The following is a 14,904-nucleotide window of genomic DNA, read 5'->3' as shown; positions in this document are numbered from 1 at the left end:
GCGACTATTCAAGAGCAGGGGGCAGCGCCTCGGGTGGTACATAATTGAGTCTGCCACCAGGGCGATGACTGACACGTCCGAGGCCGTTTGGCCCACAGCAGCTGCGGCGGCTCCACCGTCGGCCATTGACGGCGACGGCCTAAGGTCAGCCGGCGGGGACGCTGCTATGGTCTAGACAAAGCCTGAACGTGGAGCACTGCCATGCCAGCTTTCACCATCCTGCATATCGACCACCTGGTCCTGCGCGTCAGCGATCTGCAGCGCAGCCTGGCCTTCTACCATGAACTGCTTGGCTGCCCGGTGCGCAAGCGCCGGGATTCGCTGGGGATGATCCACCTGGGGGCCGGTGACGGTCTGATCGACCTGGTGGCGGTCGACGGCCCGCTGGGGCGCGAGGGTGGCGCGGCGCCCGGCTCGAGCGGGCACAATGTCGATCATTTCTGCCTGCGCATCGAGCCGTTTGATGAATCGGCGCTGAGTACAATGCTGCGCGAGGCTGGGGTAAGGGTCGAGGCCGCGGAGAAACGTTATGGGGCTGAAGGCGAAGGGGTCTCGCTGTATTGCTATGACCCTGATGGCAATCGGGTCGAACTCAAGGGGCCGCCGTTGGGTAGGAAGTTTTAGAGCCAGGCTTTTCAAGGTCTTTGGGCGCTGGGGCTGTTGACCGAGTGAGGGCCACCAAGTGTCCGTCGCAACCCTTGCAGCGCCTATCAGATCGAGCGCCGCCCGCGCGGCGCATCGCGACGCAAGGCCGCTCCTACATCTGTTTCGGGCCAGTGAGTCCTGTGCCATTACCTGGTACGCCTTGTTGGTCCGACGCGCTCTCAGCGTAGACACCACTGCCGCTCCACCTGTCTCAAGACATGTACCAAGGCGGGCAACCATGGCCTGACAGGTTCGGCACGTTGCAACAAATGTAGGAGCGGCCTTGTGCCGCGATGCGCCGCGCGGGCGGCGCTCGATTTGACAGGCACTGCAACTACAACGTCGAGCCCCCTAAGGAATCTCGTCCGCCCCGATCAGCAACCCAACCTGCTGACGCTTGGGCAACCGTCGCACCACCAGTTGATGCGACCGACGCAGCAGGTCGCTCAGCTCGTCGCGGCCCATGGGGTAGGGCGGCAGCATGCTGATCCACTTCGCCCGCGCCAGGTAGGGCGCCGGGCGAATGCCGGGGCGGTCGCAGTAGCCGAGGAACAGCTCGTCGGCCACCTTGAACGACAAGCCGGCGCCGCCCAGGTCCTGCACGGCGAACATCTTGTTGCCGGCCACCGAGAATACCCGGATGCCGCCCCATTTGTAGTCTTCCTGCGCCCCGGGCAGGGCCAGGCACAGCGCCGCCACCTGATCCTCGGACAGCCTTTTCTCAGACATAACGCTCTCCACAGGCCTCGAACGAGACCGCCAGATGATCGATCCACGCGCGTACCGCCGGCAGCAGGCCGCGGCGGTGTGGGTAGACCGCCTGCAGGTAGCCGCCGGGCAGCGACCAGTCTGGCAGCAGGCGCACCAGTTCGCCACGGGCCAGCTCCTCTTCGCAGAACATCGATGGCAGGGCGGTGAAGCCCAGGCCCGCGCGCACCGCGGCGTTGCGCACGACGAAGTCGTCGATGGCCAGCCGTGGCTCAAGGGCAACATCCTCCTGGCGGCCGTGGGGCCCATGCAGACGGAAGTGCACCAGGCGGTCAGCCTCGGCCGCGCCGAGTACCGGCAGACTGGCCAGCTCGGCGGGTTCGCGGATATGGTCGGCGAAGCCCGGCGCGGCCACCAGTTGCATCTGTGCCTGGCGCAGGCGCCGGGTGACCAGCGCCGGGTCTTCGTCGCCCAGGTCGCGCACCCGCAGGGCCACGTCGATGCCTTCGGAGATCAGGTCGACCCGGCGGTTGAGCAGCACCATGTCCAGCTGCACCAGGGGGTACTGGCTGAGAAAGCGGCTGACCACATCCGGTAGGAAGGCGTGAGCCAGGGCCACCGGGCAGGACACCCGCAGGCGGCCGCGGGGCTCGCTGGACATGCTGGCCACCACCTCGTCGGCCATTTCCGCCTCCAGCAGCATGGCCTGGCAATGGTTCAGGTAGCGCTCGCCCACGGCGGTGAGCTTGAGCTGGCGGGTGGTACGCTGGAGCAGGCGGGTGCCCAGGCGCTCCTCCAGCTCGGCGATGCGCCGCGACAGGCGCGACTTGGGGATGCCCAGCTGGCGCCCGGCGGCGGCAAAGCCACCGGCTTCGACCACCCGGGCGAAGTAGAAGAGGTCGTTGAGGTCTTGCATTTGACAGTCTCATTGTTCCATCAGTGGAACAAACTAACGCGTTTTTACCGACTTATCAGCTATTCGATGTGCCGATAGGATTGCTCCCATCGTGATCGCCCACCGCCGCGGTCTTCATTCACAGGAGAGTCCCATGAAACTGTTGCATATCGATTCGAGCATCCTGGGCGACAATTCCGCCTCCCGCCAGCTGAGCCGCGAAGTGGTCGAGGCCTGGAAAGCTGCCGACCCGAGCCTCGAAGTGGTCTACCGCGATTTGGCTGCTGACGCCATCAGCCACTTCTCCGCCGCCACCCTGGTCGCCGCCGGCACCCCGGAGGAGATGCGCGACGCTGCCCAGGCCCACGAGGCCAAGCTGAGCGCAGAGACCCTGGAAGAATTCCTCGCCGCCGACGCCGTGGTGATCGGCGCGCCGATGTACAACTTCACCGTGCCGACCCAGCTCAAGGCCTGGATCGACCGCGTGGCGGTGGCCGGCAAGACCTTCCGCTACACCGAGGCTGGCCCTGAAGGCCTGTGCGGCGACAAGAAGGTGATCCTGGTGTCCACCGCTGGTGGCCTGCACCATGGCCAGCCTACCGGCGTCGGCCATGAAGACTTCCTCAAGGTGTTCCTTGGCTTCATCGGCATCACCGACCTGGAAATCGTCCGTGCCCATGGCCTGGCCTACGGTCCGGAGCACCGTGCCAAGGCCATCGACGCCGCCCAGGCGCAGATCGCCGGTGAGCTGTTCGCCGCCGCCTGATCGCACTGCGTACCCAAAGCCGACTGCCGCCCAGTGCGCCAGTCGGCTTTTTTCATCCAGTTTTCATGTGCCGCCGGCGAGCCGGGTTCTATGCTGGCATCCATACCCGAGTGCCGCGCAGTGCCCTGAGACAAGGAGTGCCCTGCGATGAAACGAACCCGCATGCTGATGGCGTTGTTGCTGCTCGGCGGCCTGTTGGCCCGCGCCGACGCGGCGCCGTGGGTGGCCGGGTTGCATCGCTTGACGCTCACTGACCCGGTGGACGCCCGGCCCATGCAGGCGCTGGTGTTCTACCCCTCCAGCGGCGAAGCGCGCCCGGTGCGCATCGAGGGCTACCAGACCCGTGTCGCCGAAGAGGCGCCGGTAGCCATGGGCCAGTTCCCGCTGCTGGTGATCTCCCACGGCAACACCGGCAGCCCGATGGCCTTGCATGACCTGGCCAATGGCCTGGCCCGCCAGGGTTTCGTGGTGGTGGCGGTAGTCCACCCCGGCGACAACAATCGCGACCATAGCCGCCTGGGTAACCTGAGCAACCTCTATGGCCGGCCACTGCAGATCAGCGCCGCGATCACCGCGGCGCGCAACGACAGGCTGCTCGCGCCGTATCTGAATGACGGCAAGGTCGGAGTGATTGGTTATTCCGCCGGCGGCGAGACCGCGCTGATCCTGTCCGGCGCACGGCCCGACCTCGAACGCCTGCGCCGCTATTGCGAGCAACGCCCCACTGACGCCGACGCCTGCAAGACCCATGGCGTGCTGATTGCCGACCACAGCGAGTTGGCGCCCCGCGCCGACCCCCGGGTGGGCGCGGTAATGCTGATGGCGCCGTTGAGCCTGATGTTCGGTCGCCACGCCCTGGCCGGCGTGCAGGTGCCGGCGCTGATCTACAGCGGTGACAATGACCAGTTGCTGGCCTTGGAGCACAACGCCGATGCCCTGGCGCGCAAGCTGCCGGTCACGCCCGACTACCGCCTGTTGGCCGGTGCCGGACACTTCGTGTTCATGGCCCCCTGCGACGACGAGCAGCATCAGCGCATGCCAGTGCTGTGCAAGGACGCCGAGGGCGTCGACCGTCGGCATATCCATCGTTCGCTGCGCAGCGAGACCACCACCTTCTTCAGCCAGGCCCTGGGCGCTCCGGAGCCCGCCGAACGTTCAGCCGCGGCGGGCCAGCAGCAGGGTCAGGCCCACCCCTGACAGGGCGAGCAGTGCGGCGACGCAGAAGATCGAGGCATACCCCAGGTGCACCGCCACCGCGCCCATCACCGGTCCGGCGATGGCCAGCGCCAGGTCGAAGAACACTGCGTAGGCGCCCAGCCCGGCGCCACGGCTGCTGCTGGGCACCTGGCGGATCGCCTCGACGCCCAGGGCCGGGTACACCAGCGACAGGCCGAAGCCGGTCAGCCCGGCACCGACCATCGCCCACAACGGCGACGGCGCCAGCCACAGCAGGGTCAGCCCGAGCACCTCGGTGGCCATGCAGGCGATGGCCACGTTGTAGCCGCCGAAGCGGTTGACTGCATTGACGAACAGCAGCCGCGACAGGATGAAGCACAGGCCGAAGGCGCTCAGGCACCAGGCGGCGCCGATCCAGCCCCGTTCGAGGTAGTACAGGGTGACGAAGGTGGTCAGGGTGCCGTAGCCGATCGACGCCAGGGTCAGCCCCACGCCACAGGGCGCCACGCGGCCGAACGCCGACCAGAACGGCAACCGTTCGCCGCGCCCCACCACCACGTCCGGCCGCGTGCGCAGCACCAGCAGGGCCAGCAGCGCCAGGCCCAGCAGTGCCGGCCCGAGCACGGCGAAGCTCAGGCCATCCACCAGCAGCACGCCAGCGGGCGCGCCGATGGCGATGGCGCCATAGGAGGCGATGCCGTTCCAGGAAATGACCCGCGCGGTATGCTCCGGCCCCACCTGGCCGATGCCCCAGCTCAGCGTCGCGACACCGATCAGCCCCTGGGCGACGCCCAGCAACAGCCGGCCGCCCAGCAGCAGCGCCAGGCTCAGCCAGGGCAGGGCGAGGGCCCAGGCCGAGAGCAGGGTCAGCACGCCGCAGCCGGCGATGCCGTAAAGGCCGTAGCGGATCGCGCGCTTGCCGCCGAGGGTGTCCGCCACCCGTCCGGCGAAGGGCCGGCTGAGCAGGGTGGCCAGGTACTGCAGGCCGATGGTCAGGCCGGCGATCACCGCGCCGAACCCCAGCTGGTCGTGCACATGGCCAGGCAGCACCGCAATTGGCAGGCCGATGCAGAGGAAGGCGATGAAGGTGTAGAAGACGATCGAGAGGATCTGCCGGGTGATGCTGGAGCGGGTGCCTTGGGCAGGTTCTTGCGCTGTCATGGGCTCGTTCGCGGGTGGGCGGTTGGGCGTACGGGCATCATGGCCGTTGTCCGGCGCAAAAGGAAGCAGGCTAACGAATCTTTCGCGGGAAAGCGCCACCCCGAAAGGTGGCGTGTGGCTTCCTGCCGCCAAGGTCTACAGCGCCTCAGGCTTGAACAGCGGCTTCTTCATCACGCCCTTGATCCACGCGACGGCGATCAGCGACACCACCGCCAGCACCACCCCCGCCGTACCGAAGATCTTCAGGCTCATCTCGGGGCTCGGCGAGGCATTCCAGATCGCATACAGCATCCCGCCGATACCGAATAGCTGCGGCAGTGGATAGCACGGTGTGCGGAATGGCCGTGGCAGGTGCGGATAGCGCTGGCGCAGGGCGATCACATCCAGGTGTACGATGATGTACGCCAGCAACCAGGCCAGCGCGGCGGCCAGCAGCAACAGGTTGATCGCCGCGGCGTCCTGGCCCATCAGCAGGATCGGTAGGCCGGTGATCGCCGCGACGAACAGCACCGCCACCCAGGGCGTGCGCGCCCGCGGGCTGAGCTGCTTGAACTGGGGGAATGCCTGGCCGTTGCAGGCCATGCCGTAGAGCATGCGCGGGATGGCCGCCAACGAAGTGTTGAGGGTACTGCAGGTGGCGGTCACCGCGGCGATCACCAGGAATACTTCGCCGGTCTTGCCGAACACCGTGGTGGCGAACAGGTAATGGGGCAGGGCGTCGCTGCTCAGCGCTTCGCGGGGCACCAGGAACAGCGCACCCAGGCCATACAGGCCGATGGTGGCGAAGATCACCGTCAGGCCAATGATCATCGAGCGTGGGATGTTGCGCTCGGGCTTGCGGGTTTCCTCCACCAGCGAGCAGACGAACTCGGCGCCGACGAAGCCCCACACGGCCATGGCGGTCAGGGCCAGCACCCCGACGCCCATGGGGTTCCAGTCGCCCTGCAGCAGGGTGCTGGTGACCCCTTCGGCATGCCCTTCGCTGATTGCGGCCACGCCGAGGATCAGCAGCACGATCACCATGACCACGGCCATGGCGCTCTGCAGCTTGGCGAAGATGTCGATGCCCATCAGGTTGAGGGCGGTGAACAGCGCGAGCACGCCAAAGGCCACCGAGTACTGCGGGAACACCCCGGGGTAGACCTTGCCGACGATCAGGTCGAGCAACAGCAGCTCGGCCGACAGGGCGAACATGGCTACCACCACGTAGCCGGAAAAGGTCGCCAGGATCGCCGGGAAGTGCCCCAGCGCCACTTCGGTGTAGCTCGACAGGCTGCCGGCGCGCGGAACAAGCAGGGCCAGTTCGGAGAAGGAAAAGGCATAGCTCAGGGCCAGCAGGTAGGCCAGCCCCAACGGCACGATGAAGCCCAGACCGGCGGCGCCAACCCCTTGCAGCATCATCACCATCACCCCTTGCGACACCACCAGGCCGACGGCCACCGCCAGTAGCGACCCCATTCCCAGGACCCGGCGAAAGCCGGCTTGATCGTGCTGCACGCTGGCAGGCACGGACGCACTTGCACTCATGACAGTTCCCCGCTCGTTGTTGTTGTAGTTGCGCCAGATACTGGGACAGGGTGCGGGGCGGGGAAATTAGTAAATATGTGGTTGGTGCAGAGGAAAAAGCTGGGTTGGCCAGGGTTGCGACGTCACGACCCTCTATGGACGCGCGGTACGGTAGGTCCCGGGGGTGATCCCGGCATGCGCCTTGAATACTCTTTGGAAATGGCTCTGGTCGGCAAAGCCCAATCGGTAGGCAACCTCCGCCAGTGCCTGGCCCTCGCGCAGCATTTGCCGTGCCTTGTTCACCCGTGCATTGAGCAGGTAGGCATGGGGCGTCATGCCGGTGGCGGCGCCGAAGGCACGGATCAGCTGGTAGCGCCCCATGCCCGCCAGCCTTGCCAGAGCGTCCAGGCTCAACTCGGCCAACGTCTGCTCCCCGGCATGGGCCAGCAGGTCGCGCAGTGTCGAAGGCGGCAAGGGTGGCGCGGGTAGCAGCTGCGGATGGAGGGAGAAGTCGTTGTCGCCAAGAAAGGCCACCAGTGCTGTCTCCTTCTCGAACACCGTAGCCTGGGAAAACAGCAAGGCGTTCAGCGCGCAGAACTGCCGGTACAGCGGCGCCAAGCGACTGACCCGGGCCGCTGCGCCGGGCTGGGCGGCGGCAATGCCCGACTCCAGGCACAGGCCATGCAACCAGTCGGTGTCCAGGTGCAGCATCTGGTAGCTCCAGGCCTGCCCGGTTTCGGGGTTGCAGGCATGCACCCGCTGGGCCGGCACGAACACCAGGGTACCCGGTATCAGGCGCACCTGCCCGGCGCCGGCCCCGGTGAAGCGGCTCTGGCCGGCATCCACCGCGCCGATGGAAAAGCTCGGGTGGCTGTGGGCCTTGTAGCAGGCGCGGCTGTGGCAGGCGCGTCGGCTCTCGACATAGGGCAAGGCCGGATCGTGCCAGATTTCGCTACTCGAAAGGGGCATGTCGAGGGAGCCTGGAAATGGACGCAGGGCGCCAGTCTAGCGTCTACCTACTGTTCCGGCCATTTGCCACGCCACTGTGCTTGACGCGCCTGCTCGCCGAACGCGACGCTGCGACGGTCCCCGCTGGAGAAGAATAATGGACCTGTCGAGCCTGCTGCTGTTCATTCCCGCCTGTTTCGCCTTGAACATGGCGCCGGGCCCCAACAACCTGCTGTCCCTGCATAACGCCAGCCGCTACGGCCTGCGCACCGCCTGCGTGGCCGGGGGCGGGCGCCTGATCGCCTTCAGCGGCATGATCGCCCTGGCCGCCATGGGCCTGGCCGTGGTGCTGCATACCAGCGAATACCTGTTCCTGGCGATCAAGGTGCTGGGTGCGGGCTATCTGTTCTACATCGCCTGGCAGCTGTGGCGGGCGCCGGTCGGCGAGGCGGCGGTGGCCGGCGAGCAGCCGCGCGGCACCTGGAAACTGGCGCGCCAGGAGTTCTGGGTGGCGGCGGGCAATCCCAAGGCCATTCTGATCTTCACCGCCTTCCTGCCGCAGTTCGTCTCGGTGGGCAGCGCCACGCCGGTGAGCGAGCAGTTCCTGCAACTGGGCGTGCTGTTCCTGCTGCTGGAGTGGGCGGCCATCGCCATTTACGCCGGGCTTGGCGCCTACCTGCAGCGCTGGTTCGAGCGGCCCGGGCCACGGCGGCTGTTCAACCGAATCAGCGCGTCGCTGCTGGGCTGCGCCGGCATCGGCCTGCTGGCCGCCCGGCGCTGAGGGGGTCAGTCGCGGTAGAAGGTCTGCACCAGGTGATAGCCAAACTTGCTCTTGATCGGCCCATGCACCACGCGCAGGGGCTTTTTGAAGATTACCTGGTCGATGGCGCCTACCAGCTGGCCCGGGCGCACTTCGCCCAGGTCTCCGCCGCGCTTGCCGGATGGGCAGGTGGAGAACTTCTTCGCCAGCACGTCGAAGGCCTCGCCGTTGGCGATGCGCTGCTTGAGCTTTTCGGCTTCGTCAGCGGTCTTGACCAGGATATGGCGGGCTTGGGCTTTCATGGGCTTACCTGTGCTTCGGGGCAAAAGGTCGACATTATGCCTGATGTCACCATCAGCGTAACTCCGGCCGGTCGCGGAACTGTTCCAGCGCCTCGGGGTTGGCCAGGGCATCGGTGTTTTTCACCGGCAGGCCATGCACCACGTTGCGGATCGCCAGCTCCACCAGCTTGCCGCTGAGTGTGCGCGGGATATCGTCGACCTGGGCGATCACCGCCGGCACATGGCGCGGCGTGGTGTACTGGCGGATAACCCGGCGGATGCGCTGGCGCAGGGCATCATCCAGTTGCAGATCGTCGTGCAGGCGCACGAACAGCACCACGCGCACGTCGCCGTGCCAGTCCTGGCCGATGGCCACGCTCTCCAGCACCTCATCGACCTTTTCCACCTGTCGGTAGATCTCCGCGGTGCCGATGCGCACGCCGCCGGGGTTGAGCACGGCATCGGAACGGCCGTGGATCACCAGGCCACCCCCCGGGATCTGCTCGGCATAGTCGCCCTGGCACCAGACCCCCTCGAACTGGCTGAAATACGCGTCATGGTAGCGCCTGCCGTCGTCGTCGCCCCAGAAGCCCAGAGGCATCGAAGGGAAGGGCCGGACACAGACCAGCTCGCCTTTCTCGCCAGTGATCGGCTGCCGCTGTTCGTTCCACACCTCCACCGCCATGCCCAGGCCCTTGCCGGCGATTTCGCCCCGGCGCACCGGCAGCAGCGGGTTGCCGAGCACGAAGCAGGCAACGATATCGGTGCCACCGGACATGGATGCCAGACAGACGTCGGCCTTCACCTTGGCGTAGACATAGTCGTAGCTGTGTGGTGACAGGGGCGAGCCGGTGGAGAGGATCAGCCGCAGGCTGTCGAGGCGGTGGGACTTGGCCGGTTCGACACCGGCCTGCTCCAGCGCGGCGAGGTACTTGGCGCTGGTGCCGAAGGCGTTGATCCCTTCGGCGTCGATCAGATCGAGCAGGCGCTCGGGGCCCGGGTGGAACGGCGAGCCGTCGTACAGCACCAGGGTGGCGCCGACCGCCAGGCCGCTGACCAGCCAGTTCCACATCATCCAGCCGCAGGTGGTGTAGTAGAACAGCACGTCGTCGGCCTTGAGGTCATTGTGCAGGCCGTGTTCCTTCAGGTGTTGCAGCAGCACGCCGCCGGCACGGTGGACGATGCACTTGGGCATGCCGGTGGTGCCGCTGGAGTAGAGGATGTAGAGCGGGTGGTCGAAGGGCAGGGCGGTAAAGCCCAGCGCGCCACCCGGCGTGAAGTACTTGGCCCACAGCGCAGTGCGCTTGCCGCTGAACTCATCGGCGCGGGTCTGCGGCCGAGTATGGGGCACTACCAGCAACAGCTCGACACTGGGGAGCTGGGCCACGACCTGGTTGATCTTTTCCACCTGGTCGATGGTCTTGCCGGCGTACTGGTAACCGGCGCAGGCCACCAGCAGCCGGGGCGCGATCTGGCCGAAACGGTCGATGATGCCGTGGGTGCCGAACTCCGGCGAACAACTGGACCAGACCGCGCCAAGGCTGGTGGCGGCGAGCATGGCCACCAGGGTTTCCCAGGTGTTGGGCATCACCGCGGCGATACGGTCGCCGGGCTGGATGCCGGCCTGCCTGAAGGCCTGTTGCAGCCCGGCGACCTGGGCGGCCAGCTGGTTGTGGGTGAGGCAGTGGCGCGTGCCGTCCTCGCGCACGGCCACCACGGCAGGGCGATCGTCGCGGCGTTGCAGCAGGTGCTCGGCAACGTTCAAGGTGGCGCCGCGGAACCAGCGGGCCTCGGTCATGTGCTTGCCTTCCTCGAGGACGCTGGCCGGTGGCGTATGCCAGCGCACATGGAAGTACTCGGCCAAGGCCTGCCAGAACTGCGGGCGCTGCTCGATGCTCCAGCGGTGCAGGGCGGCGTAGCTGTCGAGCTGGAGGTTGAAGCGCCGGTTGACCCGGCGGCGGAAGGCTTCCATCCGGCTCGCTTCGATGCGGGTGGTGGAGGGGCGCCAAAGTACGTCGTTCATGCCGGGACCCTCGGTGATTGCTGATCCACCCGCCTCGCACCCCCTGTAGGAGCGGCCTTGTGCCGCGAAAGGGCTGCATCGCAGCCCCAGCCAATGATGTCACATCACCAATCGCCGGGGCCGCGTTGCGGCCCTTTCGCGGCACAAGGCCGCTCCTACACAAAGAGAATGCGCTACCCCGACCATCATTCTAGCCGCTTACTGAGCCAGCCAGCCGCCATCGACATTCCAGGCGGCGCCACGCACCTGGCTGCCGGCCTCGCTGCACAGGAACAACACCAGCTCGCCGAGGTGCCGGGGCGTGACGAAGGCCAGCGAGGGCTGCTTCTCGGCCAGCAGGTCGTGCTGTGCCTGCTGCGCATCGCCCCCATGGGCGGCGCGGTCGTCGATCTGCTTCTGCACCAGCGGGGTCAGCACCCAGCCCGGGCAGATGGCGTTGCAGGTGACGTTGCTGGTGGCGGTCTCCAGGCCGATGACCTTGGTCAGGCCGACCACGCCGTGCTTGGCGGCCACGTACGCGGCCTTGCCGGTGGAGCCCACCAGGCCGTGCACCGAGGCGATGTTGACGATCCGCCCCCAGCCCCGCGCGCGCATGCCCGGCAGGACCAGGCGGCTACCGTGGAACACCGCTGACAGGTTCAGCGCGATGATCTTGTCCCAAGCCTCCACCGGAAACTGCTCGATCGGCGCCACGTGCTGGATGCCGGCGTTGTTGACCAGGATATCGACCGCGCCGAACTCGCGCTCGGCCAGGGCGAACATCTGCTCGATCTGCGCCACGTCGGACAGGTCGGCGGGGTGGTGGGCCACCTTGACCCCGTGCTGCCTGATCTCGGCAATGGCGGCCGCCGGGTCGCCAAAGCCGTTGAGCAGGATATTCGCGCCGGCCTCGGCCAGCACCTGGGCTACTCCTAAGCCGATGCCGCTGGTGGAACCGGTGACCAGTGCGGTCTTGCCTTTGAGCGTCATGCCGTTCTCCTTCATACGATGCCGGTGGCGTAGAACGTGGCGATGACCACGAACACGGCCAGGGTCTTGATCAGGGTAATACCGAAGATGTCCTTGTAGGCCTCGCGGTGGGTCAGCCCGGTCACCGCCAGCAGGGTGATCACCGCGCCGTTGTGTGGCAGGGTGTCCATGCCGCCACTGGCCATGGCGGCGACCCGATGCAGTACCTCCAGCGGGATGTTCGCCGCGTTGGCGGCGGCGATGAAGCTGTCGCTCATGGCCGCCAGGGCGATGCTCATGCCGCCGGAGGCGGAGCCGGTGATGCCGGCCAGCAGGGTGACGGTGATGGCCTCGTTGACCAGCGGGTTGGGGATGCCGCGCAGGGCGTCGGCCAGGACCAGGAAGCCCGGCAGCGAGGCGATCACCGCACCGAAACCGTATTCCGAGGCAGTGTTCATCGCCGCCAGCAGGGCACCGCTCACGGCGCTCTTGGTGCCTTCGGCCAGGCGCTGGCGGATGGTGCCGAAGGCGCACACCAGTACCATCAGGATGCCCACCAGCAGGGCCGCCTGCACCGCCCAGATCGCCGTGAGCTTGGCCACGTCGCTCTGCACTGGCGTGGCCATGCCCGGCAGCTGCAGGGTGTGGCTGGCCCCGTACCACTGCGGAATCCAGTGGGTGAACAGCAGGTTCATCACCCCCACCAGCAGCAGCGGCGCCAGGGCCAGCCACGGGTTGGGCAGATTGATATCGTCGGCGGTTTCCGGCTCGTTGCGCAGGTTGCTGCCGTAGCCTTCGCCCTTGCGCTGGGCCTTGTTGCGCTGGCGTTGCAGGTAGAGCATGCCGGCGCAGAACACGAACAGCGTGCCGATCAGCCCCAGCCAGGGCGCGGCCCAGGCGGTGGTGTTGAAGAAGGTGCTGGGAATGATGTTCTGGATCTGCGGGGTGCCGGGCAGGGCGTCCATGGTGAAGGAGAACGCGCCCAGGGCGATGGTTGCCGGGATCAGCCGCTTGGGGATGTCGCTCTGGCGGAACATCTCGGCGGCGAACGGGTACACCGCGAACACCACCACGAACAGCGACACGCCGCCGTAGGTGAGCAAGGCGCAGACCAGCACGATCACCAGCATGGCCTGGCGGGTGCCGAGCAGGCGGATGGCGGCGGCGACGATCGAGCGCGAGAATCCCGACAGCTCGATCAGTTTGCCGAACACGGCGCCGAGCAGGAATACCGGGAAGTACAGCTTGATGAACCCGACCATTTTCTCCATGAACACCCCGGTGAAGGCCGGGGCCACGGCGGCGGGGTCGGTGAGCAGCACGGCGCCGAGGGCGGCGATGGGGGCGAAGAGGATCACGCTGTAGCCGCGGTAGGCGGCGAGCATCAGCAGGGCCAGGGCAGCGAGGGCGATGAGCACGGTCATCGGGGTGGTTCTCCAACTGTTGTTTTTATGGTTGGAAATAGGGATAGCGGGAATCGTGCCAGTTTATTAAGTCATTGATATATATGTAGAAAATTGAACTCGTTAAATTAACAGTCTTTATCTTGAGACACGGCTGCGTGGGAGCGGGCTTGCCCCGCGATGACCTTAATAGGAAATATTTGATTTTATGCGGCTGACGTCATCGCGGGGCAAGCCCGCTCCCACGATCTCTGTTTTGAGGATCTAAGTCTCACTATTGAGACTCTATCCCCAACGCCACCATTTTCTTGTATAGCGTCGAGCGCCCCAATCCCAATGCCTTTGCGGCCTCCGGTACATTCCCGCCACTACGCCCCAACGCTTGCACAATAAGCCCGCGTTCGAACTGCGCACAGGCCTCCCGGTACCCCAACTGCGGTGCCGTCTCGGCCACCGGGCTCAACGGCCCCAGCGCGTTCATCAGATCATGCACGCCCAGCCGCGGCTGGTCCGCCAGCAGAGTCGCCCGTTCCAGCACATTACGCAGCTCACGGATATTCCCGGGCCAGGCATGCCGCCCCAACAGCGCCTGGGCATCAGCCTCTAGCTCATATTGGCTGCCCAACTCGGCAAGGATCGCCTCGCACAGCGCCGGCAAGTCCTCCAGGCGTTCACGCAGCGGCGGCACTTGCACCGGCAGCACATTCAGCCGGTAGTACAGGTCGGCACGAAACGTCCCCCGGGCCATGGCCGCCTGCAGGTCGATGGAGGTGGCGGCGATGACCCGCACATCGCTGCGCAGCATCTGGTTGCTGCCCACCGGCTCGTATTCCTTCTCCTGCAGCACGCGCAACAGCTTGCTCTGCAGGGCCAGGGGCATGTCGCCGATCTCGTCGAGGAACAAGGTGCCGCCTTCGGCCAGTTGCAGCTTGCCGCTGCGGCCCTTGCGGTCGGCGCCGGTGAAGGCGCCGGGGGCGGTGCCGAAGAACTCGGCCTCAAGCAATGCCTCGGGGATCGCCGCGCTGTTGATGCTGACGAACGCCTTGTGCGCCCGCGCCGAGGCGGCGTGGATGGCGTGGGCCAGCAGTTCCTTGCCGGTGCCGGTCTCGCCGAGCAGCAGCACCGGCGAGTCGCTGGTCGCGCCGCGGCGGGCGCGGCGCTTGGCCTCGAGGCAGGCGGGGCTGCTGCCGACGAACTGGGCGAAGCTGTAGCGGGCCTGGCGGGCGCGCAACTGGGAGCGGGTCGAGGCCAGTTCCTGCTGCATGCTGGCGTAGCGCTTGAGCAATGGCGACAGGCTGCGCAGTTCGTCGAACAGGGCGAAGCCGATGGCACCGATCAGCGCGCCCTGGTCGTCATGGATCGGCAGGCGCATCACCACCAGCGGCTCGTTCGGCGTATCGAGCATGTCCAGCAGGATCGGCTTGCCGTTGCTCACCACCTCGCGCATCAGGCTGCCGGGTATCACCGCCTCGCAGGGCTGGCCAATGGCGCTGGCGGCATCCTGCAGGCCGAAACGCCGGGCATAGCGCTCGTTCATCCAGACGATGCGCGCCTGGCGGTCGACGATCACCGTGCCTTCGCTGGATTGCTCGATGATCTCGAACAGCGAGCGGATGGCCAGTTGGCGGACCTGGGGGTAGTCCTTGAGGTTGTCGTGCATGGAAGGGATACCCATAGTTGAAAA

At 66.6% G+C, this 14,904-nt stretch carries 14 protein-coding genes; 4 read left to right on the top strand and 10 right to left on the bottom strand.

All coding sequences use genetic code 11. From position 1 onward, the window contains the following. Positions 1–201 precede the first annotated feature (201 nt). On the top strand, positions 202–624 hold the full coding sequence (locus VUG52_RS14215; RefSeq protein WP_050705708.1) for a VOC family protein: 423 nt from the start codon (positions 202–204) through the stop codon (positions 622–624). Between the two features lie 372 nt (positions 625–996). Here the strand turns inward: VUG52_RS14215 and VUG52_RS14210 are convergent, their stop codons facing one another. Both VUG52_RS14210 and VUG52_RS14205 read right to left on the bottom strand, forming a co-directional pair. Further along, a complete protein-coding gene (locus tag VUG52_RS14210) occupies positions 997–1,374 on the bottom strand; it encodes an MmcQ/YjbR family DNA-binding protein (RefSeq protein ID WP_050705709.1) in 378 nt (125 codons plus the stop codon). Continuing rightward, on the bottom strand, positions 1,367–2,269 hold the full coding sequence (locus VUG52_RS14205; RefSeq protein ID WP_050705710.1) for a LysR substrate-binding domain-containing protein: 903 nt from the start codon (positions 2,267–2,269) through the stop codon (positions 1,367–1,369). The genes VUG52_RS14210 and VUG52_RS14205 overlap by 8 nt, the downstream gene beginning before the upstream one ends. 133 nt (positions 2,270–2,402) lie before the next feature. On the opposite strand from VUG52_RS14205, the gene VUG52_RS14200 reads away from it, so the two are divergent. Continuing rightward, on the top strand, positions 2,403–3,014 hold the full coding sequence (locus VUG52_RS14200; RefSeq protein WP_050705711.1) for an FMN-dependent NADH-azoreductase: 612 nt from the start codon (positions 2,403–2,405) through the stop codon (positions 3,012–3,014). Positions 3,015–3,161: 147 nt separating this feature from the next. Beyond that, positions 3,162–4,211 carry an alpha/beta hydrolase family protein gene (locus VUG52_RS14195; protein WP_050705712.1) on the top strand — a complete coding sequence of 350 codons (1,050 nt, stop codon included), beginning with the start codon at positions 3,162–3,164 and terminating at the stop codon, positions 4,209–4,211. Here VUG52_RS14195 and VUG52_RS14190 read toward each other — a convergent pair. The 3 genes from VUG52_RS14190 to VUG52_RS14180 form a co-directional block, all read right to left on the bottom strand. Then, positions 4,170–5,351: an MFS transporter gene (locus VUG52_RS14190; RefSeq protein ID WP_050705713.1), complete on the bottom strand. Its 1,182-nt coding sequence runs from the start codon at positions 5,349–5,351 to the stop codon at positions 4,170–4,172. The genes VUG52_RS14195 and VUG52_RS14190 overlap by 42 nt on opposite strands. Positions 5,352–5,486: 135 nt before the next feature. Next, positions 5,487–6,878, bottom strand: coding sequence for an APC family permease (locus VUG52_RS14185; RefSeq protein ID WP_262974073.1), 1,392 nt, complete (start codon positions 6,876–6,878; stop codon positions 5,487–5,489). 132 nt (positions 6,879–7,010) lie between these two features. Next, on the bottom strand, positions 7,011–7,826 hold the full coding sequence (locus tag VUG52_RS14180) for an AraC family transcriptional regulator (RefSeq protein ID WP_331831677.1): 816 nt from the start codon (positions 7,824–7,826) through the stop codon (positions 7,011–7,013). A 136-nt stretch (positions 7,827–7,962) separates the two neighbouring features. Between VUG52_RS14180 and VUG52_RS14175 the strand changes: the two genes are divergently transcribed. Then, a complete protein-coding gene (locus VUG52_RS14175) occupies positions 7,963–8,586 on the top strand; it encodes a LysE family translocator (protein ID WP_050705716.1) in 624 nt (207 codons plus the stop codon). 5 nt (positions 8,587–8,591) lie between these two features. Here the strand turns inward: VUG52_RS14175 and VUG52_RS14170 are convergent, their stop codons facing one another. From VUG52_RS14170 to VUG52_RS14150, 5 genes are all read right to left on the bottom strand, one after another. Next, entirely contained in the window at positions 8,592–8,867 is a 276-nt protein-coding gene (locus tag VUG52_RS14170; protein ID WP_008095636.1) for a peptidylprolyl isomerase, read from the bottom strand. A 52-nt stretch (positions 8,868–8,919) separates the two neighbouring features. Next, a complete protein-coding gene (locus tag VUG52_RS14165; protein WP_331831672.1) occupies positions 8,920–10,869 on the bottom strand; it encodes an acetoacetate--CoA ligase in 1,950 nt (649 codons plus the stop codon). A 198-nt stretch (positions 10,870–11,067) separates the two neighbouring features. Continuing rightward, positions 11,068–11,838, bottom strand: coding sequence for a 3-hydroxybutyrate dehydrogenase (gene hbdH / locus VUG52_RS14160; RefSeq protein WP_050705718.1), 771 nt, complete (start codon positions 11,836–11,838; stop codon positions 11,068–11,070). A gap of 11 nt (positions 11,839–11,849) precedes the next feature. After that, on the bottom strand, positions 11,850–13,241 hold the full coding sequence (locus VUG52_RS14155; protein ID WP_050705719.1) for a GntP family permease: 1,392 nt from the start codon (positions 13,239–13,241) through the stop codon (positions 11,850–11,852). A gap of 253 nt (positions 13,242–13,494) precedes the next feature. Next, the gene (locus VUG52_RS14150; RefSeq protein WP_331831670.1) at positions 13,495–14,880 is read right to left on the bottom strand and encodes a sigma-54 interaction domain-containing protein; all 1,386 of its coding nucleotides are present in this window, start codon (positions 14,878–14,880) and stop codon (positions 13,495–13,497) included. Positions 14,881–14,904: the final 24 nt, after the last annotated feature.

The sequence above is a fragment of the Pseudomonas sp. LH21 genome, assembly GCF_036549575.1.
GTDB lineage: Bacteria > Pseudomonadota > Gammaproteobacteria > Pseudomonadales > Pseudomonadaceae > Aquipseudomonas > Aquipseudomonas peradeniyensis.
This window is presented reverse-complemented; position numbering and strand designations above follow the sequence as displayed.